Consider the following 23,950-nt stretch of genomic DNA (forward strand, 5'->3'; position numbering starts at 1 on the left):
CGCGATCCGCGGCCCGTCGGGGGTGACGCGTACGGCGGCGGCGCACAGCGGGTAGCGGGTGGCCCGGTCGGCGGCCTTCTCGAAGGCGGCGGCGGGGCCCGCGGCGGGCACCAGCAGGGCGGTGACCACCGATCCGGCGGGCACGCCCGAGGCGGCGAGCCGCTCGGCGGTGACGGTGGTGCGCCCGACGGGGCCGGCGAGTTCCACCCGGGCGTCGGCGGCCAGGGCCGCCGCGGGCAGGTCGGTGGCGCGTCCGGCGGCGGCCAGGTTGCCCCCGGCGGTGCCGAGGTTGCGGACCTGGGGGTCGCCGTTGGCGCGGGCGGCGGCGGCCAGCTCCGGTGCCTCGGCGAGCACCAGCGGGTGGGCGGCGAGTTCGGCGAGGGTGGTCAGGGCCCCGACGCGCAGGGATCCGCCGGCCCGGCCGACGCCGCGCAGCTCCGCCAGGTGCCGTACGTCGACCAGCAGCCGGGCCCGCTCCGCGCCGGTGCGCAGCCCGGGCAGCAGGCTCTGTCCGCCGGCCAGGACGCGGGCGCCGGGGGTGGCGAGCAGGGAGAGGGCCTCGTCCAGGGCGGCGGGGCGGGCGTAGTCGAAGTCGGTGAGGATCACGGGGCTTCCCCTCTCAGGCGGCGCCAGACCTTTTCGGGGGTGAGCGGCATGTCGATGTGCCGTACGCCCAGGTCGGACAGGGCGTCGACGACGGCGTTGACGACGGCGGCGGCGGGCGGGACGGTGGCGATCTCCCCGGCGCCCTTGGCTCCGAGCGGGTTGTGCGGGGAGGGCGTGACGGTCCTGCCGAGGGTGAAGAAGGGCGCGTCGGTGGCGCGGGGCAGGGCGTAGCTCTCCAGGTCGGAGCTGATGAGGACGCCGTTCTCGTCGTATTCGGCGGCCTCCATCAGGGCCTGGCCGAGGCCGTGCACGATGCTGCCCTCGATCTGGCCGGCGACCACCTTCGGGTTGCCGATGTTTCCGGCGTCGTCGACGGCGGTGTAGTCGACGACCTCGGTCTCGCCGGTGAGTTCGTCGACCTCGACGACGGCGATGTGCGTGCCGAAGGGGTAGTTGAAGTCCGGCGGGTCGAAGTGGGTGGTCTCGTCGAGGGCCGGCTCGATCTCCGGGGGCAGTCCCCAGCCGTACCACATGGCCATGGCCAGTTCGGCGAAGGTCTTGGCGTTGTCCGGGTTGCCCTCCTCGTGGACGCCGCCGTCCGCGTAGACGACCCGTTCCTCGGGGACGCCGAGGAAGACGGCTCCGGCCCGGACCAGTTTGGCCTTGATCTTGCGGGCGGTGAGCGCGATGGCGGGGGCGGCCATGCTGTAGGAGCGGGAGCCGTAGGTGCCCTGCCCGTAGGGGGCCTTGAGGGTGTCGCCCTCGTACACCTGGACCTGGGCGGGGTCGATGCCCAGTTCGTCGGCGGCGACCTGCGCGAAGACGGTGCCGTGGCTCTGGCCGGTGGAGGCGGAGCCGACGGTGACGGTGACCTCGCCGGTGGGGTGGACGCGGATGTTGGCGCTCTCCCAGGTGCCGCCGAGCATGCCCTCCTTGGACATCCGGGTGGAGGGGCCGACGCCGCAGACGGCGACGTAGGTGGCGATGCCGACGCCGAGGCGCTTGCCGCGGGCGCGGGCAGCGGCCTTGCGGGCGGGCATGTCGGCGTAGCCGGACAGCTCGATCGCGCGGTCGAAGTTCAGCCGGTAGTCGCCCGAGTCGTAGGTCCAGCCGAGGCCGTTGTCGTACGGGAACTTCTCCTTGGGCACCAGGTTCCGGCGGCGGACCTCCGCCGGGTCCATGCCGATCTCGGCGGCGTAGCGGTCGACGAGCCGTTCCATCAGGAAGGCGGCCTCGGCGCGCCCGCTGCCGCGCTGGGCGCCGAGCGGGACGGTGTTGGTGAAGGCGGCGTACACCTCGCAGAAGGCGGCGGGGATGTCGTACATGCCGCTGATGGAGCGTCCCATCAGGGCGGTGGCGACTCCGGGGCCGATGGTGGAGGGGTAGGCGCCGAGGTTGGCGTAGCTGGTGCAGCGCACGGCGGTGATGCGGCCGTCGCGGGTGCCGGCGAGGGTGACGTGCTGGCGGTGGTCGCGGCCCTGGACGGTGGAGTTCATCAGGCCGGTGCGGGTGTCGACCCATTTGACGGGTCGGCCGCCGAGCGCCTTGGACAGCAGCAGGACCAGTGCCATGTCCGGGTAGAGGTAGCCCTTGGTGCCGAAGCTGCCGCCGACGGTCGGGGCGATCACCCGGAGCTTGTTGAAGGGGATGCCGAGGACCAGCGCGGCGAGCAGGAAGCGGTGGTTGTGCGGGCCCTGGGTGGAGGCGTGGAGGGTGTACTCGCCGGTGGCCGGGTCGTACACGCCGACGGCTCCGCGCGGCTCGATGGGGCTGTTGATGGTGCGCTGGTTGACCAGGTCCAGCTCGACGGTGACCTCGGCGGCGGCGACGGCCGCGTCGGTGCGGTCCTTGTCCCCGCAGGTCCAGTACGCGTTCAGGTTGCCGGGGACGGCCTCGTGGAGCTGGGGCGCGCCTTCGGCGAGGGCGTGGTCGGCGCGGGTGACCACGGGCAGCGGCTCGTACTCGACGGAGATCGCGGCGAGCGCGGCGGCGGCCTGGCGCGCCGTCTCGGCGACGACGACGGCGATCGGGTCGCCGACGTGGCGGACGGTGTCGCCGGTGAGCACCGGGCGGGCGCCGGGCAGGCCGTAGGGGTGGGGCGGGAAGTGGCTCTCGACCCCGCCGGGTATCCAGATGCAGGGCAGCGGCATCACGTCGGGGAAGTCGGCGGCGGTGGCCGTCTTCAGGACGCCCGGGAGCTGCTCGGCGGCCTTGGTGTCGATGGACAGGATCCTGGCGTGGGCGACCGGGCTGCCCAGGATGGCCATGTGGACGGTGCCGGGCAGGTCGATGTCCGCGACGTACGTGGCTTCGCCGCGCAGCAGCCCCGGGTCCTCCCGGCTGTCGAGGGGCCGGCCGAGGACGCCGGCCGGCTCCTGGGACCCCTGTTCGGGGGCGGTGGTGGTCATCGTGGCACCGCCCCTTCGAGAGTCGCGAGGAGGCGGCAGGCGCGCTGCACGCCCCGGACGACGCTGTGGTAGCCGGTGCAGCGGCACAGGTTGCCGGTGAGCCATTCGCGGATCTCGGGCTCGGTGGGCGGCGGGCCGCCGGCGGCGCCCTCGGCGCGCGCGGTCTCGACGAGTTCGCCGAGGGCCATCACCATGCCGGGCGTGCAGAAGCCGCACTGGGTTCCGTGCTCCTGGCGCAGTGCCTCCTGGAGGCCGGTCAGCTCTCCACCGGGGGCGGTGACGCCCTCGATGGTGGTGACCTCGGAGCCCGCGGCGGAGGCGGTGAGGATCAGGCAGCTCTTGACGGACCTGCCGTCCAGGCGGACCACGCAGGTCCCGCACTGGCCGGTGTCGCAGCCCACCTTGGTGCCGGTGAGGCCGAGTCCGTCGCGGAGCCGTTCCACGAGGAGTTCGCTCGGCGGGGCCGCGAACTCCTCGGGTCTTCCGTTCACGTGCAGGGTGAGTTCGATGCGCGTCAGATCCATGCGAGCGCCTGCGCTTCCGTGAGCGACCGGTTGAAGAGGGGACCGCCGGGCTGCTGGAGGATTCCTCCGGAGTGCAGCGGGCCGGTGTCGACGGGGGCGTATCCGAGGTCGGTGATGATTCCGGCGACGATTTCCTTCGCCTTGGCGTCGTCGCCCGCCGTGTAGTGGGCGAGGCGCTCCGACGCCGTGCGGCCGGAGGCGGTGCCGGCGACGGCGAGGGTTTCGAAGTGCATGGTGTTCAGGGACTTCACGACCCGGGCGCCGGGGTACCACTCGGCGACGAGTTCGCTGGATCCGCGCCCGCCGAGGTCGGCGGGGGTGCCGGGGCCGCTGAACGCGTTGGTGGCGTCCACCAGCACCTTGTCCTGCACGGTGTGCGGGGGCAGCAGCCCACGCACGCCGGCGAAGGGCACCATCAGCACCAGCAGGTCGGCTTCGCCCGCCGCCTCGACGGGGTGCGCCGCGGTGGCGGCGGGGCCGAGTTCGGCCAGGAGCGGGGCGAGCGAGCCCGGCCCGGTGGCGTTGGCGAGGACGACCGGGTGGCCGGCGGCCACCAGGATCCGCGCGAGGGTCGAGCCGATCCGGCCGGTGCCGATGACGCCTGTCCGCATGAGTGGCTCCTCGATGGTGTGGTGTCAGTCCATGCCGATCCAGACCGACTTGGTCTGGGTGTAGCTCTCAAGGGATTCCGGTCCGCACTCGCGCCCGTAGCCGGAGGCCTTGTAGCCGCCGTAGGGCACCGAGGGGTCGTACTGGTTGTAGCAGTTGACCCAGACCGTCCCGGCCTTGATCTGGGAGGCGACCCGGTGGGCCCGCCGCAGGTCCTTGGTGTGGACCCCGGCGGCGAGGCCGTACGCGCTGTCGTTGGCGATGCGCACGGCGTCCTCCTCGGTGTCGAAGGGGATGATCGACAGGACCGGGCCGAAGATCTCCTCCTGGGCGATCCGCATGCCGTTGTCGACGCCGGTGAAGACGGTGGGCAGGAAGTACAGGCCCTGGCTGGAGGCCCCTTCGGGGGTCCAGCCGGTGCCTCCGGTGCGCAGCAGGGCGCCTTCCTTCTCGCCGACCTCGATGTAGGAGCTGACCTTGTCGAACTGGGCGCGGTGGGCGAGCGGCCCGAAGAGGGTCTCCGGGTCGCGCGGGTCGCCGGGCTTGAGGGCGGCGGCCCGGCGGACCAGGCGTTCGACCAGCTCGTCGTGGATCGGGCGCTGGAGCAGGAGGCGGGAGCCGGCGGTGCAGATCTCGCCCTTGTTGTAGTAGATGCCGAAGAAGGCGAGTTCCTCGGCGGCGTCGAGGTCGGCGTCGGCGAAGACGATGTTGGCGGACTTGCCGCCGAGTTCCATCGTGACCTTCTTCAGGGTGCCCGCGGACTTGCGGATGATCGACTGGCCGACCGCGGTGGAGCCGGTGAAGGCGATCTTGTCGATGTCGGGGTGGCCGGTGAGGGTCTCCCCCAGCTCGACTCCGGGACCGGTGACGACGTTGAGGACGCCGTCGGGGATCTCCGCCTCCTGGAAGAGCTCGGCGATCTTCAGGGCGGTGAGCGGGGTGGCCGGGGAGGGTTTGTGGACGACCGTGTTCCCGGCCGCGAGGGCCGGGGCGATCTTGGTCATGGACAGCAGGAGCGGGAAGTTGAAGGGGGTGATGGCGCAGACCACGCCGAGGGGTTCGCGCAGGGTGTAGGCGAGCTGTCCGCCGGCGGGGGCCCGGGAGGAGCCGTCGACCCGGGTGACCGCGCCGGCGTAGTAGTGCATCAGCTGGGCGGCCATGGGTGCGTCGACGGTGCTGGAGAAGGCGAACGGCTTGCCCATGTCCACCGTCTCCAGCAGGGCTATCTCCTCCAGGTCCCGTTCGATCAGCTCACCGACGCGGTTCAGGCGCAGCGCGCGCTCCTGGGCGGACAGCCGGCTCCACGGGCCTTCCTCGTAGGCCGCGCGGGCGGCCGCGACGGCGGCGTCGGCGTCGGTCGCGGCGGCCTGGGCGACCGGCACGATCTCCTGGCCGTCGATCGGACTGATGTCCGGCTCCGTACGGCCGTCCCGGGCGGGGACCCATTGGCCGCCGATGAACAGCTTCCCGGGGTTGGCCAGGGGGTGGTCGCTGAGCACGCGCTTGGTCATGGCTGCACCTTCCGGTGTGGCGGGGGCTAGCCCTCGGCGAGCTGCCGCAAGAAGGTCTCGGCGAGGGCCTTGGAGGAGTAGGGGTTCTGACCGGTCGTGAGCCTGCGGTCCACGACGACGTGCGAGTCCCAGATCGCGTCGGCCTTCTCGTACCGGGCGCCGAGTCTGGTCAGCTCGGCCTCCAGGATCAGCGGGAGCCGGCCGGCCATGTTGGTGACCAGTTCCTCGTCGTGCGAGAAGGCGGTCATCCGGTATCCCTCGAAGGGCCAGTGGCCCTCGCCGTCCCGCAGGGACAGCAGTGCGGTGTGCCCGTGGCAGACGGTGGCGATCGGCTTGTCCTGGGCGATGGCCCAGCGCAGGAGCTGCGTCAGTTCGTCGGACTTGGGCAGGTCGCCGATGGCTCCGTGGCCACCGCTGATGTAGATGCCGTCGTACTCGGCGACGTCCTTCTCGCCGAGGGACTCCACCGCGAGGGGGTTCTTCAGCTGGGGGGTCTGCTCGATGACGCGGACGTACTCGGCGGCGTTGGCCGCGTCCTCGTCCGGGGAGCCCTCGGGGCGGACCCACCGCAGGAAGGCGGGGTCGATGCTGGTCCGGTCGACCGTGGGGGCCCGGCCGCCGATCGTCGCCACGTCGACGGTGTGGCCGGCCGATCGGAAGAGGGTGTAGGGGACGGCGAATTCCTCGGCCCAGAATCCCGAGGGGTGCTGTTCCCCGTCCAGCAGGTGGAGGGTGGCCTTCGCCGTCACGACGACGAGAATCCTCATGATTCTCTCCTTGTTCTGGATCGCTGCCGATTCAACACGCCCCTGCGTGAGGGGCGTAAGGGGACGGCGTCAGGCCCGCGATACTTCGTCACGTGCGCCCAACGCCGTGAGGATGGTGCGGAATTCACCGACCAGGGGGTGGTCGGGAAGGGCTTCCGCGAATATGCGCTCTCCGTAGAGGGACGCCATTTCCGGAACGTACGGGAGAATTCCGGCCAGGGGGGCGCCGTATACCTCCTCGGCCCTGCGGGCCACTTCCCGCCGGTCCACGCCCTCGGGTGCCATGCTCAGCACCAGGGCCCGCCGGCAGGCCAGCCGCCCGGCCAGGGCGATGGTCTCCTCCGCTCCGGAGAGGTCGACCCGGTCGGCCCTCGCCATGATCAGTACGACGTCGGCACTGCCCATGGCGGTCACCGACTCGTTGTTGAGCCCGGCGTGCGTGTCGAGCAGCAGGAAGTCGAGCGCGTGGCTCTCCGCCAGCCGGTCGAACCCCTCCGGGAGCATTCCCACGTCGTACCCGGTGGTCATGAGCTCCCGCAGGGCCGCCGTCCCGGTCCGGGCCGGTACGACGTACAGCCCGGGCACGGCGGTGCCCCGGGCCGCGGTCTCGATCTCGCAGCGGCCGAGCAGGTAGTCGGCCAGCGAGCCGGTGCCGGGACCGAGCCGGAACAGCTGGTCCAGGGTGGGCGACTGGAGGTCGGTGTCGACCATCCCCACCCGGCGCCCCGCGGCCGCCAGCAGCAGCGCGAGGTTCGCCAGCACCGCGGACTTCCCGGTGCCGCCGCGGTGCGAGTGCACCACGATGGTCCGGGTCATCACGCCACCACCTGGTATCCGGCGTCGTCCGCGTGCGGCCCCCGCGCCGCACGCGGCCGGTGCACGGCCAGCATGGTGACGTCGTCGTGCTGTTCGGCGGTGCCGGTGTGCTCGCGCACCGCCCGGTCCATGAGGTCGACCGCGTCCCGGCCGCTCGCCGGGGGGCCGGCGAGCAGTTCCAGCATCCTCTCGTCACCGAGGAAGCTGCCGTCGGGGCAGCGGGCCTCGGGCACTCCATCGGTGAACACGAAGAGGGTGTCGCCCGGGTTCAACTGGGCGTAGCCGAGGGTGTAGACGCAGTCGGGCAGCACCCCGACCGCCGGTCCCGTGACCTCCAGGGTCCGGGGCACGGAGCCGTCGCCGGAGAGCAGCAGCGGCGGGTTGTGGCCGCCGTTGATGTAGACGAGGCTGCCGGTCAGCGGGTCCAGGACGCCGAAGAACAGGGTGGCGAAGTAGCCCTGCCGCAGGTGGTTGCGGGTGAGGTAGCCGTTGGTGGCGGTGACCGCGTTGAGCAGCGGGGTGGCGCCGACGACCGGGGTGCGGCGGCTGCCGCCGGTGCGGCCGGCGGCCATCAGGTGCTGGAGTCCGCTGTTCTCGGCGGTGTGGCGCAGCAGGGAGCGGATGAGGGCCATGAACAGGGCCGCGCCGACTCCTTTGTCGCAGACGTCGGCGACGACCACCGCGAGGCGGCGGCCCCGGGAGATCTCGAAGACGTCGTAGAAGTCCCCCGCGACCTGCCGGGCGGGCCGGAAGCGGACGTCGATCTCCCAGCCGTCGGGGACGGGCAGTGCCTCGGGCAGGAAGCCGGCCTGGATCTCGCGGCCGATCTCCAGCTCCTTCTCGTACCCCATGAGTTCGGCGCGGGCGTCGGCCTCGCGCAGGGTGCGGCCGAGTCCGGCCCGTTCGGTGCAGGTGTGCAGCCGGGCTCCGACGAGGGCGGGCAGGAAGGGCGGGACGAGGTAGTCGTGGCCGAGGCGGACGTGCCGCTCCAGGGCGGCGAAGTCCCGGACGGTCCAGACGACGACGATGGGCGCACCGGCCCAGCGCCGCAGCCGGCGCACGGCGCTGCGTACGGTCTCCCCGTCGGCTTCGGCCGGGGCGAGCAGCACGTCCGCGGCGGGCAGCAGTTCGAGGCGGCCGCGCAGCAGTTCCCCCAGGGTGCGGGGGACGAGCTCGGCGTCCATCCGGCGCAGCGCGTCCAGCAGTTCGATGGGCGGCGGCGGGTACACGTCCAGGATGATCACGGTCGTGGAGGGCATGCGTCCGTCCCCTCGTCGGCCTTCACGGTCAGCGTGCTGATGTTGCGGCCGTCCCTGCGGGCATAGGCGTACGAGTCCACGCTGGTCAGGGCCAGGTGGATGCCGAGGCCCCCCACCCTCCGCCGTTCCGGGGGGATCCCGGGGGCGGGGGGCAGGCGGCCGGCGACGGGGTCGAACGCGGGGGCGGTGTCCTCGATGACGATCCGCACCCCGTCGGGTCCGGGCCGGCCGCGGACGGTGATCCGTCCGTCGCCGCCCCGGTACCCGTGCATCACGATGTTGGTGGCCAGCTCGTCCACGGCCAGCCGGATCCGGTACGTGGCCCCTTTGCCGAGGCCCGCCCGGCCGGCCAGCCGCAGGACGAACGCGGCGATCTCGCCCAGTGCCCCCACCGTCGCGGGCACGTCCAGCACGGCGGGCTTCCTCGCCAGTTCCACCATCTCAGTCACCGTTCCGGGCGCCCTGACCGGTCATCGGCGACTCAGTCATCGGAGAGGACGATGCTGCGGTCGAGCCCCGCCGTACGGATGGTCCGGGCGACGGGCTCGATGGCGCCGGTCACCTTGATGGTGACCTCGCCCCCGACCTTCTGCTGGGCGAAGACCAGGGAGCGCAGGCCGGCGCTGGCCATGTAGCCGACCCCGGCCATGCGGATCTCGACGGTGCCGGTGCCGTGCCCGGCGGCCTTCTCGATCGTCTGGTGGAACTCGGGTGCGGTCTTGGCGTCCAGCTCGCCCGTCAGTTCGATCACGGTGGTGTCGCCCTCGATGCTCAGGGACACGGAAAGCGGCATGTCAGGTCTCCTTCGGTCTGGACGGGTCAGTCGTCCCCGGGTTCGGGTCCGGTCGCGCGGCCGACCAGGATCACGACCGAGCGCGGGCCGATCAGGTACTTGCCGGCGTTGTCGAGCTCCTGTTCCGCCCCCGGCGTGCGGATGTCGTGCGGTGCCTCGGCGCCGGTGTCGGCGAACAGGTGCCAGCTGCGGCCGCCGGGCAGGGCGGGCAGTTCCAGGTCGTGCGCCTCCCAGTGGGAGTTCATGGCCACGTACACCACGTCCTGGTCGCCGGTGCCGCAGCGGGCCACCGCCAGCAGCCGGCTGTCCGCCGACCAGTCGGGCTGCCAGGCCCGTTCCCCGTGCCAGCTGATGTCGGGCAGACCGAGGCCGTCCCGGAGCCGCCCGGTGGGGTGCGAGGTGGAGCGCAGCTCGCGGTGGTGCCCCCGGAAGGCGATCATCTGGCGGGTGAAGCGGAGCAGTTCGGCGTTCTCGTCGACCTGGTCCCAGTCGAACCAGGACAGCTCGTTGTCCTGGCAGTACGTGTTGTTGTTGCCCTGCTGGGTCCGCGCGACCTCGTCCCCGGACAGCAGCATCGGGATGCCCTGGCTGGTGAGGAGGATCGCGAGGGCGTTCTTCATCTGGCGCAGCCGCAGCGCGTTGATCGCGGGGTCGTCGGTCGGCCCCTCCGCCCCGCAGTTCCAGCTGTTGTTGTCGTTGGCGCCGTCGCCGTTGCCCTCGCCGTTGGCCTCGTTGTGCTTGTCGTTGTACGAGACCAGGTCGGCCAGGCTGAAACCGTCGTGGGCCGTCAGGAAGTTGACGGAGGCGGAGGTCCCGCGGCCGGAGTAGAGGTCGGGCGAGCCCGCGACGCGGGTGGCGAGTTCGCCCGTGACGCCGGGGTCGCCCTTGAGGAAGCGGCGGACGGTGTCGCGGTACTTGCCGTTCCACTCGGCCCAGCGCCCGTACGCCGGGAAGTTGCCGACCTCGTAGAGGCCGCCGGCGTCCCACGCCTCGGCGATGAGCTTGGTGTGCCGCAGCACCGGGTCGAAGGCGAGCATCTCCAGCAGCGGCGGGTTGGGCAGCGGGGTGCCGTCCAGGTCCCGGCCGAGGATGGCCGCGAGGTCGAAGCGGAAGCCGTCGATGTGGTAGTCGGCGACCCAGTGGCGCAGGCAGTCCAGGACGTAGTTGCGGACCACGGGGTGGTTGCAGTTGACCGTGTTGCCGGTGCCGCTGAAGTTGAAGTAGTACCCCTCGGGCGTGAGCATGTAGTACGTGGCGTTGTCCAGGCCCTTGAAGGAGATGGTGGGGCCCTGCTCGTTGCCCTCGGCGGTGTGGTTGAAGACGACGTCGAGGATGACCTCGATGCCGGCCGCGTGCAGGTCCTTGATCAGGGTGCGGAACTCGTCGCCCTGCATCCCGTAGCGTCCGGTGGCCGCGTATCCGGCCTTCGGCGCGAAGAAGGAGACGGTGTTGTAGCCCCAGTAGTCGTAGAGCTTCTCGCCGGTCTCGGGGTTGCTGCGCGGGTTGTCGCTCTCGTCGAACTCGAAGACGGGCAGCAGCTCGATGCAGTTGATCCCGAGGTCCTTCAGGTACGGGATCTTCTCCCGCAGCCCCGCGAAGGTGCCGGGGGCCGTGACCTGCGAGGAGGGGTGCCGGGTGAAGCCGCGCACGTGGGCCTCGTACACGACGAGGTCCTCGGCGGGGATCCGCAGCGGCGTGTCGTCGCCCCAGTCGAAGTCCTGGAGGCAGACCCGCGAGCGGTACTGGTAGCCGCGGCTGCGGTCCGGTTCCACGCCCCACACGTCGCGGCCGGCGATCAGCCGGGCGTAGGGGTCGGAGAGGACCTGCCGGGCGTCGAAGCGGTGGCCGGTGGCCGGGTCGTAGGGGCCGTCGGCCCGGTACCCGTACTCGATGTTCTCGTGGTCGAGGCCGAAGACCGTCATGGAGAAGACGCTGCCGGTGCGGAACTCCTCGGGGAATTCCAGCTCGGCCATCGGCTCGGGCTCTCCGCGCTTGTAGATGACCAGCGACATGGAGGTCGCCTGGTCGGAGAAGACGGAGAAACTGACCCCGCCGGGGACCACGTTGGCCCCGAAGGGGAACGGCTTGCCCGCGCGGACGCGGTACCCGCCCACCTCGTGGGTGGGGTACGCGTCCACGCGCAGCACCTGCTCGGAGCGGGCCTCGCTCATCGCGCGGCCCCGGCCCTGGTGGCGGCCGCCTCACCGGTCTCGAAGAAGTCGAGGAACCCGGTGGCCGACATGACGAACCGGACTTCCTCGCTCACCCCGTACAGGGTGACCGCGACCCCGGCGTGCTGCGCCTCGCGGTAGACGACGAGCAGCGTGCGCAGCCCGGCGCTGGAGACGTAGGTGACGGCGGTCAGGTCGATGCGCAGCGGCCGGCCCTCGCGGACCAGCGGCAGCAGGGCCTCCAGCAGGGTGCCGGAGGTCTCGCTGTTGATCTCGCCGGTGGCGACGAGCACGGTGGCCGTCTTGTTCCGGCGTTCCTTCACGTTCAGACTCATTGCCTGCTTTCCCCTCTTGTTGGGGCGCCCCCCGTGGGCACTACTGCTTGTTCACCGGCCGGAGCCGGACCTTGACCTTGACCCGGCCCTGGACGTCGGGGAGGTGGACGGTCAGCGCCTCGGCGTCGAACTCCTCGTAGGGCTTCTCGTCGATCTCCACGGACGCGATCCGCACCGAGCCCGCGGGCAGCAGGTCGGGCGAGACGCGAAGGATCCGGTCGGGCAGGTCGGTCGGGTCGGGCTGGAAGTGGAAGTCCATCTCCCGGCCGTTGATGAGAAGGTTGTTGTAGACGGCGGCCAGGTAGCAGAGCTCCGCCGAGTGGTACATGGACATCGAGTGGCTGCCCTTGAGCCGCTCCGTGCCGAGCAGGTACGGCGTACCGCTGGCGAGCACGTTGAAGTAGACCGCCCCCTCGTCGTGGTCGAGGAAGAAGGTGTTGTAGAAGGCCTGGGCCTGCCGGGCCTCGCGCAGGTTCGCGTCGCCGCCGACCGTGCCGTTCAGGATGAGGTAGGCGAGGATCGCCTGCTCCTGCTGCCACCAGGCCTTGCGGTCGTGCCAGGCGAACCGGTACGCCTCCTGGTCGCCCTCCTTCACGCGCTCCACGACGTCGTACCAGCCGCCGCGCTGCCGGTCGCTGCCCACGGCCGGCATGATCTCGCCGATCTTCCGGGCGAGCTGCTCGTACGCGGGCTTGGCCTTCAGCGAGTTCATCCGCATCAGGTTCCAGGCGATCTTCAGGTTGTGGCCGACGACCGCGCGGTTCTGCTGCCAGCTGTGCGCGGTGTCGTGCGACCAGTCGCGGAAGAAGCGCTCCTGGACGAACGGGCTGTTCTTGTAGTCCGGGAACCGGTCCGCGATGGTGTCGAAGGTGTACTCCAGGAAGTCGGCGTACTTCTGCTCGCCGGTCGCCAGGTACAGGTTGATGAGGTACGCGGGCGCGTGGTCGCCGACCGAGTTCCAGTTCTTGCGCTCGGCGTTCTCGCCGAGGGACTCGTGGTCGGCGCTGAAGAGGATCGGGTCGATGTGCGAGTAGTAGCCGCCCTGCTCCTCGTCCTTGAAGAACTTGTCGAAGAGCCGGATGGTGGCGTCGGCGTCGTTCCTGATCCGGACGTCTCCGGTGATCCGGTAGGTCTGGATGGGGCCGGCCAGCGCGTAGATCTGCTCGTACATCGGGATCGCGTCGTAGTCGTCGGAGAACTCCGAGGTGAAGAGCTTGCGCTCGCTGTCGCCGTCGACGCTGATGCCGTGGTACCAGAAGACCACGTCCTCCTCGCTGTCGACGACCCGCATGTGCTTGCGCAGGTACTCGGTGCCGCGCTCGGCGATCTCCAGGTACTCGTCCTTGCCGGTGAGCAGGTAGGCCGAGGCCATGCCGTAGACCAGGCGGGAGATGGTGTCGGTCTCCTGGACGTGGCTGGCGGTCTTGTCTCCGCCGAGGCGGATCTCGGTGCGGTACTCGGTGAAGTCCACGGGGCCGTCGCCGAACTGGGCGCGCTTGTAGAAGTCGGCCAGCGACTCGATCTGCCGGATCCACCAGCCGGCCTCCTCGAAGCGGTAGTCCTCGGCGCCGCGGCCCAGGAACACCAGCCGCTTGGCGTCGAAGCGCCCGCCCTGCTCGGGGTAGTGGACGCCGTAGGCGAAGAGGAACCGGCCCGGGGAGAGCATCTCGTCGACGTGCCCGGAGGCGTCGACGTACGGCTCGTCGAGGTTGCGCACCAGCTCGGCGCTGGGGCCGGAGGCGAGGGAGACCTCGAACTCGCGGTCGTCGGTGGTCTTCAGCCGCAGCAGCCGGGCGGAGGAGTCGAAGCGGACGACGTAGCCCGCGATCGTGTCGGAGAAGGAGAAGGTCAGCGAGCCCGCCATGTCATGCACCGTCCTTGTCGTGTGAGCGGTCGTCCTCGTACCCCTGGCTGACCTCGACGATCACCCCGTCCGGGTCGCGCACCCAGACGGTCCGCCAGCCGCAGATGAAGTCGTCGAAGTCCAGCGGTCCCAGCGTCACCTCGGCCGCGTCGCCGAGCTCCGCGAGGAAGGCGTCGACGCTGTCGGTCTGGAAGGCCAGGTGGCGTATCCGGCCCGGGGCCGGCGGGCCGTCTCCCCCAGCTACCGCTGGGGGGACCCCCACATGCGCGGGGCGGGCCGGTTCGGCGGCCGCCGCGAAGAGCTCCAGGTACGCGTCCCCCTTGCGCAGGAACACGATCCGTGAGTCCCCGAGGTCGACGACCCGGGCCCGGGTGAAACCGAAGTACCGGGTGTAGAACTCCTCGGTGGTCTTCTGGTCGGCGCAGTTGAGGCCGACGTGCGACCAGACCAGGGCCCCCATCAGGTGCTCCCCCGGCCCCGGCCCGCGGCGAGCAGTTCGATGATCCGGCGGGCGAAGAGGTGGTGGTGGGCGCCGGTGCGGCCGGTGACCAGGTCGCCGTCGACCACCACGTCCTCGTCGACGTACTGGGCGCCCATGTTGCGGACGTCCCCGATGAGGTTGTTGTGGCAGACGACCTTGCGGCCGCGCACCTTGTCCGGGATCGAGGAGGCCAGCCACATGCCGTGGCAGATGATCCCCTTGAGGACGGTCGGCTCCTCGAAGGCCCGGCGCAGGAACTCGGTCGCCGGGGCGAGGACGTCCACGTCCTCGGTGTAGCGCAGCCGGTCGGCGACCATGCCGGAGGGCACGATCAACGCGGCGTAGCGGCGCAGTTCCTCGTCGTCCAGCCCCTCCAGGGACTTGGTCGCGGTGAAGGGCGCCCGGTACTCGTGCCCGGTGAAGGTGATGGAGTCGTTGCCCCACAGCCGGGTCAGGAAGTCGACCTCGGCCCCTTCCTCGGCGAACCGGCGCTGGTAGTAGAAGATCTCCGGTTCGTAGAAGTCGCTCTCGACCAGGACGGCGATCCTGGTCCCGGTCAGCGCCCCCTCGCGCAGGACCACGTCAGGCACGGGAGATCCCCCTCAGGAAGTCCGCCGCGCGCTCGGCGATCATCGCGATGGCGGTGTGGCAGTTGCCCGACGGGACGGCGGGCATCACGCTGGCGTCGACGACGCGCAGGTTCCGTACGCCGTGCACCCGCAGCTCGGGGTCGACGACCGCGAGGTCGTCGACGCCCATGCGGCAGGAGCCGGCCTGGTGGTGGTAGCTCTCCGACTTCTGCCGTACGAAGGTCCGCAGCTCCTCGTCGGAGACGAAGCCCGGGCCGGGCTGGAGCTCCTGCTTGTACCAGGGCGAGAAGGCGGAGGTCGCGAAGAGTTCCCGGGCGAGTTTGACGCCCTGCACCATCCGCTCCAGGTCCCACCGGTCGCCCAGGTAGTTCGGGTGGATCAGCGGGTGGGCCAGCGGGTCGGCGCTCGCGAGGCGGATCCAGCCGCGCGAGACGGGGCGTACGACGCCGGGCAGGATGGAGACGGTGTTCGGGTGGTCCTTGCCGACGATCACGTCGAACGGGACGTGGACGAAGGCGATCTGGAGGTCCGGGGCGGGCAGTCCGGGCCGGGAGGACAGGAACAGGGCGCTCTCGGAGAGGTTCTGTGCCGGGGGCGGGAGTTCCTGGGTGACCTCGGCCATCAGCCCGGTCAGGACGTGGTTGTGGAAGTTCTCCCCGACGCCCGGGACGGCGGCCGTGACGGCGATGCCGTGCTCGCGCAGCCGCTCGGGGTGCCCGATGCCGGAGAGCAGCAGCAGCTTCGGCGACTCGATGGCGCCGGCGGCGACGATCACCTCGCGCCGGGCCCGTACGGTGTGGAGCCCGGGGGCCCCGGCGGCGCTGTGGCCGTCGCGGACGGTGCGGCCCGGGACGTCGGCCGGCGGCTGGAGCTGGGCGTACTCGACGCCCGTGCAGGTGTCCCCATCGAAGAGCAGCCGGGTGGTCTGGGCGCTGGTGCGCAGGGTCAGGTTGGGTCGGACGAGCGCCGGCTCCAGGTAGGCGGCCAGGGTGCCCTGGCGGCGGCCGTCGGCGACGTCGATGTGGTGCCAGCCGGTGCCGAAGAGGCCGCGCCGGGGGCCGTCGGTGTTGAAGTCGGCGATCTCCTGGTGGCCCAGTTCGACGGCGGCGTCGATGAAGGCGCGGGAGACCGGGTTGGGCCCGTGCCGTCCGGCGTTGGTGATCCGCTGCGGCCCGGTCGTGCCGGTGGTGGCGGCGGTGGCGTCCTCCTGGCCCTCCAGCAGGGCGAAGTAGGGCAGGACGTCCTCGTACGCCCAGCCGGCCGCGCCCTGGTAGGCCCAGTTGTCGAAGTCCGAGGCGTGGCCCCGGATGTGCATCATGATGTAGAGGTTGCTGCTGCCGCCGGGGGCCTTGCCGCGCGGTTCGTACGTACGGCGGCCGCCGAGACCGGGCTGCGGGACGCTGGTGTAGCCCCAGTCGACGGGCCCGCCGAGCAGCTTGTACCAGGAGGACGGGTCGTCCACCTCGGGCGGGATGCGGGGGCCGCCGGCCTCCAGGACCAGGACGGAGACGTCCGGGTCCTCGGAGAGGCGGTTCGCGAGGACGCTGCCGGCGGTGCCGGAGCCGACGATCACGTAGTCGTACTGCTGCGTGGCCACGAGTCCGGTCCCCTCAGTCCTGGCTCAGCACCTGGAAGGGGGCGGTGTCGTGGTAGTTCGCCATGTAGGCGATCCGTCCGTCCACGATCTCGAAGTAGTTCATCACCTCGGCCTCGATGGCCTCGCCGGAGGCGCTGACGGCGCTGAGGTGGGAGACGGCCGCGGCCTTGGTCCCGTCGACCAGGAAGTGCACGGGCTCGTTGCGGAAGACCCGGTACATGGTCCCCATGCCCTTCATCATCGAGCGCAGGGTCTCCAGGCCCTCGATGTGTCCGGCGAGCTGCTCGTCCATGACCTGGTCGTCGGCGAACAGGTCGCACCAGCGGTCCCAGTCCCCGGCGTTGGCGTACTGGTAGTACTTGGTCAGGATCTCTCGGGCGTCCATCGCGTCTCTCATCCCCCTATCGGTCCCTGCGGGTCCCGTCCGGCGCGAACGGTGCCCAGAACTGGCTGAAGGCGGCCGCCGTGTCCCCGAAGAGCCCGTCGCGGCCCTCGGTGATCCGGCCGTCCCGCCACCGCATGAAGTGGAAGACCTGGTAGTCCATCCGCTCGTACGGGGAGCCGGCCGCCGAGTCGGCTCCGTCGCGCAGGGCGGTGTTGCGGCACACGTCGGCGCTGCAGTCCTCCCCGACGAGGACCGCCTCCAGGTCCATCCGGAAGGTGCCGCCGGTGAGCTTGTGGGTCCGGCCCATCAGCTCCAGGAAGGCGTCCAGGCCCTCGTACCAGCCGGCGAGCGGGTGGTTGCCCGGCACCAGCCAGCGCAGGTCCTCGGCGTAGTAGTCGAGGATCCGGGCGCGGTCGCCGGAGCCCAGCGCCCGGTAGGCGGCCTCGACCCGCTCGCGTGTCACTCCGGTCATCGCCGCGGCCCCCTCAGAGCGAGCCCGAACCGGGCATCGGCGCCAGTTCGTTGACGGTGTACTGCTTGATCAGCGGGCCGTCGTCGCCGGCGACGAGCGTCCAGGTCTGGTCGGCGTCGAAGCCCAGCCACTGGCTGCGGGCGGCCGGCGGGTCCCAGATCTTGGCCTGCCAGTTGACGAGGACCCGGACGATGGCGCGGTCGCCCTCGATGACGGGCTCCACCTTGGTGACCGTGTGCACCTCGTCGAAGAACCGGTGGGTGACGGCGTCGTACCAGCGGCCGAAGCCCTGGTGCCCGAGGAAGGTGTCCTCGGGGACCTTGAACTCCAGGTCCTCGGTGATGAGGGCGAGGACCTGGTCCAGCGGGAGGTGCCGGTCCAGGGCCACGTACCAGTTCTCGGCGAAGGCGCGGATCGCGTCCTCGGTCAGCCGCTCGGCGGGCATGCGGTCTCCTCCTGTCCGTCGGTGTGTCGCGTGGTGTGCCCCGGCCGGGCCGGGTGCGGGCACTGCTCAGACCTGGACGTCGACCAGGTACGGGCCGGGGTGGGCCAGCATCCGGGTGACGGCGGCCGCGGCCTCGTCGGGCTTCTCCACCCGTGTCCCCTCGGCGCCCAGTGCCCGGGCCAGCCCGGCGAAGTCGATCTCGGGGCGGGAGAGGTCGAAGGAGCCCGGGAAGGCGTGCTCCGCGATGTCCCGTTCCCGCCAGTACTGGGCGATGTTGTCGTCGAGCAGCCGGTACTTGCGGTTGTTGCAGACCACGAACTTGGCGGCGATGCCGTGCCGGACCGCCGTCCACAGCACCTGGTAGGTGTACATCGACCCGCCGTCGCCCGCGAAGCCGACGACGAGCCGGTCCGGGTGGGCGAGCTTGGCGCCGACCGCTCCCGGGAAGCCGACGCCGAGCGAGCCGCCGCGGGTGAGGTGGTAGTCGCCGGGGCGCTCGGGCGGCAGGTGCCGGGTGACCAGCGGGGAGGTGGTGAGCGCCTCGTCGAAGACGATCAGGTCCCCGCGGGTGCGTTCGGCGAGCGTCCGCAGGAAGACGGCCATCGGCGTGTCGTCGTCCGTCCGCTCCAGCGCGGCCCGGTCCCGCTCGCGGGTCCGTACGTCCAGCCGTGCGGCGGCCGCCGCCCGCCGGGCCGGGGGCAGCCGCTGTTCCAGTACGCCGGCCAGCGCGCGCAGCGCCTGCCGCGGGTCGGCGGCCAGGCCCAGGTCCACGGGGTGGTTCTTGGCGATCTCGTAGGCGTTGAGGTCGATGTGCACGACCTTGGCGCCGGGCCGGAAGGGGTTCTCCAGTTCGGGGAACACCTCGGGGAAGACGTAGGTGCCGACGATCAGCACCCCGTCCGCCCGCCCGACCAGCTCCTTGCTGTGCGGGCCGAACATGTGGCCGGTCTGGCCGCGGCGCAGCGGGTGCGAGGCGGCGATGTTCACCTCGGACGAGTCGACCTCGTACACGTCGGCGCCCAGCAGCTCGGCGACGGCGGCGAGTTCGGCCTGCGCCCCGGAGAGCGCGACCCCGTCCCCGACGAGGACCACCGGGTGCTCGGCGTCGGCGAGCAGCTCGGCCGCCCGTCCGATCGAGGCCGGGGAGGGCGCCACGTCGGTGAGCGGCACCGTGGCGGGCAGGACGGGCTCGGAGTTGAGCTCGTCCAGCACGTCCATCGGCAGGGCCACGAACACCGGCCCGCGCGGCGGGGTCAGGGCGATCTTGACGGCCCGCCGGATCGTGCGGAGCACGGAGCGGGGGTCGGTGACCCGGGTCGCGTACTTGGTGACGGGTTTGGCCATGGCGACCAGGTCGCAGGCCATCTGCGCGTCCATGGCGTCGTAGCGCACCCCGGCGTCGCCGGCGACCACCACGAGCGGGGTGTGGCCGCGCAGCGACTGGTAGAGCATGCCGATGCCGTTGCCCAGCCCCACTCCGGAGTGCAGCTGGAGCAGGGCCGCGCCGCCGGTGGCGCGGGCATAGCCGTCGGCGATGCCCGCGGCCACGGTCTCCTGGAGGGCGAGGACGTACTGGAAGTCCGCCGCCGCGTCCACCGCGTCGAGGAATCCCTGTTCCACCGTTCCCGGATTTCCGAACATGACGTTCAGACCGTCGGCCTTGAACTGTTCGATGAGCCTTTCCCGTCCGGGAGTGGCTTCGGTACTCATCGGACTCCCCCTCTTTCCGCTACCACCCGTAACGGGTGAGACCTTCCTCCAGGACTTCCACGATCTTCTGCCCCGTGAGGTACGAGTCGGGGGTGGAGCGGCCGGTCACGAAGGGATAGTCGACTATCACCGAGAGCGGGTGGCCGAAATTCCCGTGATAGGCACCGCGCGGGCCGGTCGCATCGCGCAGGATGTACTCCAGCGGATACGGGGGCGGGCCCATGTTGAAGTCGGTGCCGAGGAATCCGGTGCCGTCCTTGTAGTCGTACTCCTTGCAGTGGCCGGTGACGTGCTTGCCCCAGATGATGCTCTTGCGGTCGCCCCAGTCACGGGCGAAGGCGAGGCAGGCGACGCCGTAGCACTCGGCGGCGACGACCTTGCCGGCCTTCTTGAAGGCCAGGATCAGGGCGTGCACCCGCTCGTTGTTGGCGAGGTCGGCGATCGGACCGCTGCCGCCCACGATGAGGATCGCGTCGTAGTCCGCGATGTCGGCGTCGATCTTGTCCAGGTCCCGGTGGTACTGCTCCAGCTTGCGCAGGTATCCCTCGTCGCTCGTGTACGGGCGTTCGGGGACCCACGCCTCGATGTCGAGCGGTGAGTCGAGCCGGTTCGACTGCTCGAATTCGCGGCCCAGCCGGGCGTTCTCCTCGGTGGTCACCGAGCGGCCCAGCGGGGGGTCGACGTAGTTCGCGTCGAGGCTCGGCGGAAGTGCGTGCGCGCGCTTTCCGGTCGGCGTGGCGAATACGATCTCGTAGCCCCGCTCGTCGAACTTGGAAACGGGTCCGATCAGTTCCTCGGACCAGTAGCCGTGTTCGGAGACAATGACCAGAATCTTTCTGCTCACAGATTCCTCCAGGCGCCGCCTGTTGTCGTTTGCGTCCCCCACACTGCGTGCGCCCGGGGCCCTCGTCAAAGTGCGTGAATGCGACTTCGTGAGGTAGCGGGCAAGGTCGTGGCACCACCTCACGTAGTCGCCCGGCGAGGTCAGGAAGTACCCGCCGGACTTCCTGACCTCGGCCGGATCGGTGAACCGTTCGGGGGTCCCCGACTTATGGTCTGGACGCGCCGTGATGGACGGGCGCGACGGGGCGTACGAATGCGCGAGGAGAGGGACGGGGACGATGACGATGGATTTGTTGTGCACCCACATCGACCAGATACGTCCGGTGAAGCCATCCGCGGAGGGCTGCGAGGAGTGCCTGCGGCTGGGTGACGGCTGGGTGCACCTGCGGATGTGCCTGAGCTGCGGGCACGTCGGCTGCTGCGACTCGTCGAAGAACCGCCACGCCACCCGGCACTACAAGTCGACCGCCCACCCGGTCGCGGCCTCGCACGAGCCCGGCGAGGACTGGGCCTGGTGCTACGCCGACCAGCTGATGCTGGACCCGGCGTGAGCGCGGCCCCGGAGGGCGCCGCCGCCCCCGCCACGAAGCCGGCCGCCGCGGGCACCGCCGAGCGCGCCGAGAGCCGCAAGCCCGTCATCCTGGCCGTGGACGACGACCCGCAGGTGCTGCGTGCCGTCCGCCGCGACCTGCGCAGCGCCTACGGCGACCGCTACCGGGTGCTCGGCGCCTCCTCGGCCGCCGACGCGCTGAAGATCCTGGACTCGCTCGACGAGCGCGGCCACGACCCCGCGCTGTTCCTCGTCGACCAGCGGATGCCCGACGTCACCGGGGTGGAGTTCCTGCTGGAGGCGGTCAGCCGCTTCCCGGACGCCCGCCGGGTCCTGCTCACGGCGTACGCGGAGACCGACGCGGCCATCACCGCCATCAACCGGGTACGGCTGGACTACTACCTGCTCAAGCCGTGGGACCCGCCGCACGAGCGGCTCTTCCCGGTGCTGGACGACCTGCTCTCCGACTGGCTGGCCACCTACCGGCCCGCCTACGACGGGATCATCGTCGCGGGCCACCTGGTCTCCCCCGGCACCCACGCCGTCCGGGACTTCTTCACCCGCAACGGGCAGCCGTTCCGCTTCCTGAACGTCGAGCGGGACCCCGAGGCGCTGACGGTGATCGCCGCCGCGCCGGCCGACGCGGCGCTCCCACTGGTCCGCTTCCCGGACGGCTCGGTGCTGACCGCCCCGACGGACACGGAACTCGCCCGCCGGCTGGGCCTGGCCACCACCGCCTCCCGCCCGCACTACGAGTGCGTCATCGTCGGCGCCGGCCCGGCGGGGCTGGCCGCCGGAGTGTACTCGGCCTCCGAGGGCCTGTCCACGCTGATGCTGGACTCCCGCGCCCCCGGCGGCCAGGCCGGCACCTCCAGCCTGATCGAGAACTACCTGGGCTTCCCCTCGGGCCTCTCCGGCGGGGACCTGACCCGCCGGGCCACCATCCAGGCCTCCCGGTTCGGCGCGGAGATCCTGCACCCCGTCGAGGTGGTCTCCCTGACCCGCGACGACCCGGCGAAGATCCTCACCCTGGCCGACGGGACGGAGATCAGCGCGGAGACGGTGCTGCTGGCCACCGGCGTCTCGTACAACCGCCTGGAGGCCCCCGGCGCGGACCGCTTCGAGGGCGCCGGCCTCTACTACGGCGCGGCGACCACCGAGAGCTCGGCCTGCATCTCCCAGCACGTGTTCATCGTGGGCGGTGCCAACTCGGCCGGGCAGGCGGCGGTCCACTTCGCCAAGTACGCGGCCCGGGTGACGATCCTGGTGCGCGCGGCCTCCCTGGACGCGAGCATGTCCCGCTACCTGATCGACGAGATCGACCGCACGCCCAACATCGAGGTGAAGGTCCGCACCACCGTCACCGCCCTGCACGGCGGGGAGCACCTGGAGCGCATCACCCTGCACGACGCCGACACGGGCGAGGACCGGGAGGTCCCGGCGCGGTTCATGTTCACCTTCATCGGCGCCCGCCCGCACACGGACTGGCTGGCCGGGGTGGTCGAGCGGGACGAGTACGGCTTCGTCCTCACGGGCTCCGACCTGATCGCCAACGGCGGTGAGCTCCCGGCGGAGTGGAGCCTGGAGCGCGCGCCCTACCCGCTGGAGACCAGCGTCCCGGGCGTCTTCGCGGCGGGCGACGTGCGCGCCCACTCGGTCAAGCGGGTCGCCTCGGGCGTGGGCGAGGGCGCGATGGCGGTCTCCCTGATCCACCGCTACCGGTCGATGGGCTGAGAGCGAACGGAAGAGGCCTTGCGATCACGGGGAGAGCGGATGCAACGTTGATTACATGATTACAGCCGAACAGAGCGAGAAGCTCCGCGCGTGGTTCGCCGAGCGCCTGCCGGTGGACGTCTACGAGTCACTCGTCTCGGTCACCGTCGACCGGGAGGAGATCACCGTCGTCGGCAGGGTCCCGGCGTCCGAGTCCGTCAAGGAGTTCCGCGAGCGCACCCGCGAACAGCGGATGGAGGTGGCCCGCGAGGCGGAGGAGCTCTACCGCCGCAAGGTCGCCTGGGGCGTGCGGGCGGGTGAGGAGACGGTCCTCTTCACCCACCTCGCCGTCCCCGTCATGACCCGGCTGCGCCAGTCCGAGCGCCAGGTGCTCGACACCCTGGTCGCCGGCGGCGTGGCGCGCAGCCGGGCGGACGCCCTGGCGTGGTGCGTACGCCTCGTCGGCGACAACGCCGACGCCTGGCTCGCCGAACTGCGGGACTCCCTCGACAAGGTGCGGCAGGTGCGCGCCCAGGGCCCGGACCTCCAGAAGTCTGGGTCCGAGTGACGGAAAACCTGTCCGGGTAGGCATGATCCCGGAAAGGTAGCCGGGACGACCTGACACCAGGGAGAGGCACGCAACCCATGACCACCACCGTCGAGTACATCCGCTACCGGATCGCCTCGCAGGACCAGCAGGCGTTCGAGGACGCGTACGCCAGGGCCGCCGAGGCCCTGGCCGCGTCGCCCGAGTGCATCGACTACGAGCTGGCCCACAACACGGACGACACCGAGCGGTACATCCTCCGCATCCGCTGGACCTCGGTCGACGCCCACCTCAACGGCTTCCGCAAGGGTGAGCACTTCCCGGCGTTCTTCAGCGCGATCCGCCCGTACGTGACGAACATCGAGGAGATGCAGCACTACTCCGTCACCGGCGTGGTGGGTCCGGGAAAGGCCGCCGGACAGTCATGAGCGCGACTCCCACGATCTACGAGTGGATGGGCGGGGCCGAGGCCCTGGAGAGGCTCACGGACGCCTTCTACGCCCATGCGCTGCGCGACGAGGTCCTGGCCCCCGTCTTCGAGGGCATGGACTCGGAACACCCCCGGCACGTCGCGGTCTGGCTGGCCGAGGTCTTCGGCGGCCCGGCCGGCTACTCGGCGCACCACGGCGGCCACCAGCACATGGCCACCAAGCACCTGGGACGCGGCATCACCGAGCGGCAGCGCCGCCGCTGGGTGGACCTGCTGCTGGACACGGCCGACGAGGTCGGCCTGCCGACGGACCCGGAGTTCCGGGCGGTGTTCGTCTACTACATCGAGTGGGGCACCCGGATGGCGCTGATCTACTCGGGCCCCAACCCGCCGCCGGTGGACGCCGCGAAGATCCCGGTCTGGTCCTGGGGCCAGACCCCGCCCTGGCAGCCGCAGGCGGCGAAGGCGGAGTGACACCCGGTCGGGGGCCGGTCCGGACCGGCCCCCGACCGGAGGCGCCACGG

Annotated in this window: 26 protein-coding genes; 5 read left to right on the forward strand and 21 right to left on the reverse strand. The window is 71.2% G+C overall.

The window, feature by feature from the left end:
• From SSNG_RS06350 to SSNG_RS06450, 21 genes are all read right to left on the reverse strand, one after another.
• On the reverse strand, positions 1 to 606 hold a 606-nt coding region (locus SSNG_RS06350; protein WP_050779563.1), incomplete at its 3' end, for an FAD binding domain-containing protein.
• Positions 603 to 3,014, reverse strand: a complete 2,412-nt coding sequence (locus SSNG_RS06355; RefSeq protein ID WP_007262982.1) for a xanthine dehydrogenase family protein molybdopterin-binding subunit — start codon at positions 3,012 to 3,014, stop codon at positions 603 to 605. The genes SSNG_RS06350 and SSNG_RS06355, both read right to left, overlap by 4 nt.
• Entirely contained in the window at positions 3,011 to 3,538 is a 528-nt protein-coding gene (locus SSNG_RS06360) for a (2Fe-2S)-binding protein (RefSeq protein WP_007262983.1), read from the reverse strand. The genes SSNG_RS06355 and SSNG_RS06360 overlap by 4 nt, the downstream gene beginning before the upstream one ends.
• On the reverse strand, positions 3,529 to 4,149 hold the full coding sequence (locus SSNG_RS06365) for an NAD(P)-binding domain-containing protein (RefSeq protein WP_007262984.1): 621 nt from the start codon (positions 4,147 to 4,149) through the stop codon (positions 3,529 to 3,531). Before SSNG_RS06365 ends, SSNG_RS06360 begins: the two co-directional genes overlap by 10 nt.
• Before the next feature lie 24 nt (positions 4,150 to 4,173).
• The gene (locus SSNG_RS06370) at positions 4,174 to 5,658 is read right to left on the reverse strand and encodes an aldehyde dehydrogenase family protein (RefSeq protein ID WP_007262985.1); all 1,485 of its coding nucleotides are present in this window, start codon (positions 5,656 to 5,658) and stop codon (positions 4,174 to 4,176) included.
• Between the two features lie 26 nt (positions 5,659 to 5,684).
• A complete protein-coding gene (locus SSNG_RS06375) occupies positions 5,685 to 6,425 on the reverse strand; it encodes a type 1 glutamine amidotransferase domain-containing protein (RefSeq protein WP_007262986.1) in 741 nt (246 codons plus the stop codon).
• 69 nt (positions 6,426 to 6,494) lie between these two features.
• Positions 6,495 to 7,241, reverse strand: coding sequence for a MinD/ParA family protein (locus SSNG_RS06380; RefSeq protein ID WP_042800621.1), 747 nt, complete (start codon positions 7,239 to 7,241; stop codon positions 6,495 to 6,497).
• A complete protein-coding gene (locus SSNG_RS06385) occupies positions 7,241 to 8,500 on the reverse strand; it encodes a PP2C family protein-serine/threonine phosphatase (protein WP_007262988.1) in 1,260 nt (419 codons plus the stop codon). The genes SSNG_RS06380 and SSNG_RS06385 overlap by 1 nt, the downstream gene beginning before the upstream one ends.
• Entirely contained in the window at positions 8,482 to 8,940 is a 459-nt protein-coding gene (locus SSNG_RS06390) for an ATP-binding protein (RefSeq protein WP_063749875.1), read from the reverse strand. Before SSNG_RS06390 ends, SSNG_RS06385 begins: the two co-directional genes overlap by 19 nt.
• A gap of 41 nt (positions 8,941 to 8,981) precedes the next feature.
• Positions 8,982 to 9,293 (reverse strand): STAS domain-containing protein, encoded by a 312-nt coding sequence (locus SSNG_RS06395; RefSeq protein ID WP_007262990.1) that lies wholly within the window; start codon positions 9,291 to 9,293, stop codon positions 8,982 to 8,984.
• A gap of 26 nt (positions 9,294 to 9,319) precedes the next feature.
• Complete coding sequence (gene glgX / locus SSNG_RS06400) at positions 9,320 to 11,464, reverse strand: glycogen debranching protein GlgX (protein WP_165364980.1); 2,145 nt, start codon at positions 11,462 to 11,464, stop codon at positions 9,320 to 9,322.
• Positions 11,461 to 11,799 carry an STAS domain-containing protein gene (locus SSNG_RS06405; RefSeq protein ID WP_007262992.1) on the reverse strand — a complete coding sequence of 113 codons (339 nt, stop codon included), beginning with the start codon at positions 11,797 to 11,799 and terminating at the stop codon, positions 11,461 to 11,463. Before SSNG_RS06405 ends, glgX begins: the two co-directional genes overlap by 4 nt.
• Before the next feature lie 40 nt (positions 11,800 to 11,839).
• Positions 11,840 to 13,663 carry an AGE family epimerase/isomerase gene (locus SSNG_RS06410; protein ID WP_007262993.1) on the reverse strand — a complete coding sequence of 608 codons (1,824 nt, stop codon included), beginning with the start codon at positions 13,661 to 13,663 and terminating at the stop codon, positions 11,840 to 11,842.
• 1 nt (position 13,664) lies between these two features.
• Positions 13,665 to 14,123 (reverse strand): VOC family protein, encoded by a 459-nt coding sequence (locus tag SSNG_RS06415; protein WP_007262994.1) that lies wholly within the window; start codon positions 14,121 to 14,123, stop codon positions 13,665 to 13,667.
• The gene (locus SSNG_RS06420) at positions 14,123 to 14,734 is read right to left on the reverse strand and encodes a DJ-1/PfpI family protein (RefSeq protein WP_007262995.1); all 612 of its coding nucleotides are present in this window, start codon (positions 14,732 to 14,734) and stop codon (positions 14,123 to 14,125) included. The genes SSNG_RS06415 and SSNG_RS06420 overlap by 1 nt, the downstream gene beginning before the upstream one ends.
• On the reverse strand, positions 14,727 to 16,331 hold the full coding sequence (locus SSNG_RS06425) for a GMC oxidoreductase (RefSeq protein ID WP_007262996.1): 1,605 nt from the start codon (positions 16,329 to 16,331) through the stop codon (positions 14,727 to 14,729). The genes SSNG_RS06420 and SSNG_RS06425 overlap by 8 nt, the downstream gene beginning before the upstream one ends.
• Positions 16,332 to 16,344: 13 nt before the next feature.
• The gene (locus SSNG_RS06430) at positions 16,345 to 16,716 is read right to left on the reverse strand and encodes a nuclear transport factor 2 family protein (RefSeq protein ID WP_007262997.1); all 372 of its coding nucleotides are present in this window, start codon (positions 16,714 to 16,716) and stop codon (positions 16,345 to 16,347) included.
• A 16-nt stretch (positions 16,717 to 16,732) separates the two neighbouring features.
• On the reverse strand, positions 16,733 to 17,188 hold the full coding sequence (locus tag SSNG_RS06435) for a nuclear transport factor 2 family protein (protein ID WP_007262998.1): 456 nt from the start codon (positions 17,186 to 17,188) through the stop codon (positions 16,733 to 16,735).
• A gap of 13 nt (positions 17,189 to 17,201) precedes the next feature.
• Entirely contained in the window at positions 17,202 to 17,633 is a 432-nt protein-coding gene (locus SSNG_RS06440; RefSeq protein WP_050779564.1) for a nuclear transport factor 2 family protein, read from the reverse strand.
• Between the two features lie 66 nt (positions 17,634 to 17,699).
• On the reverse strand, positions 17,700 to 19,343 hold the full coding sequence (locus SSNG_RS06445) for a thiamine pyrophosphate-binding protein (protein WP_007263000.1): 1,644 nt from the start codon (positions 19,341 to 19,343) through the stop codon (positions 17,700 to 17,702).
• A gap of 19 nt (positions 19,344 to 19,362) precedes the next feature.
• Positions 19,363 to 20,187, reverse strand: a complete 825-nt coding sequence (locus SSNG_RS06450) for a type 1 glutamine amidotransferase domain-containing protein (RefSeq protein ID WP_042800624.1) — start codon at positions 20,185 to 20,187, stop codon at positions 19,363 to 19,365.
• A gap of 277 nt (positions 20,188 to 20,464) precedes the next feature.
• On the opposite strand from SSNG_RS06450, the gene SSNG_RS06455 reads away from it, so the two are divergent.
• The 5 genes from SSNG_RS06455 to SSNG_RS45235 all read left to right on the forward strand — a co-directional run bounded on the left by SSNG_RS06455 (position 20,465) and on the right by SSNG_RS45235 (position 23,900).
• Positions 20,465 to 20,737 carry a UBP-type zinc finger domain-containing protein gene (locus SSNG_RS06455; RefSeq protein ID WP_128637401.1) on the forward strand — a complete coding sequence of 91 codons (273 nt, stop codon included), beginning with the start codon at positions 20,465 to 20,467 and terminating at the stop codon, positions 20,735 to 20,737.
• Entirely contained in the window at positions 20,734 to 22,470 is a 1,737-nt protein-coding gene (locus SSNG_RS06460; RefSeq protein ID WP_007263003.1) for an FAD-dependent oxidoreductase, read from the forward strand. The genes SSNG_RS06455 and SSNG_RS06460 overlap by 4 nt, the downstream gene beginning before the upstream one ends.
• Before the next feature lie 55 nt (positions 22,471 to 22,525).
• Positions 22,526 to 23,017, forward strand: a complete 492-nt coding sequence (locus SSNG_RS06465) for a hypothetical protein (RefSeq protein ID WP_007263004.1) — start codon at positions 22,526 to 22,528, stop codon at positions 23,015 to 23,017.
• Positions 23,018 to 23,094: 77 nt separating this feature from the next.
• Positions 23,095 to 23,424: an antibiotic biosynthesis monooxygenase gene (locus SSNG_RS45230; protein ID WP_042800626.1), complete on the forward strand. Its 330-nt coding sequence runs from the start codon at positions 23,095 to 23,097 to the stop codon at positions 23,422 to 23,424.
• A complete protein-coding gene (locus SSNG_RS45235; RefSeq protein ID WP_007263006.1) occupies positions 23,421 to 23,900 on the forward strand; it encodes a group II truncated hemoglobin in 480 nt (159 codons plus the stop codon). Before SSNG_RS45230 ends, SSNG_RS45235 begins: the two co-directional genes overlap by 4 nt.
• The last annotated feature ends 50 nt before the right edge of the window (positions 23,901 to 23,950 follow it).

The organism is Streptomyces sp. C (assembly GCF_000158895.1).
Classification (GTDB): domain Bacteria; phylum Actinomycetota; class Actinomycetes; order Streptomycetales; family Streptomycetaceae; genus Streptomyces; species Streptomyces racemochromogenes.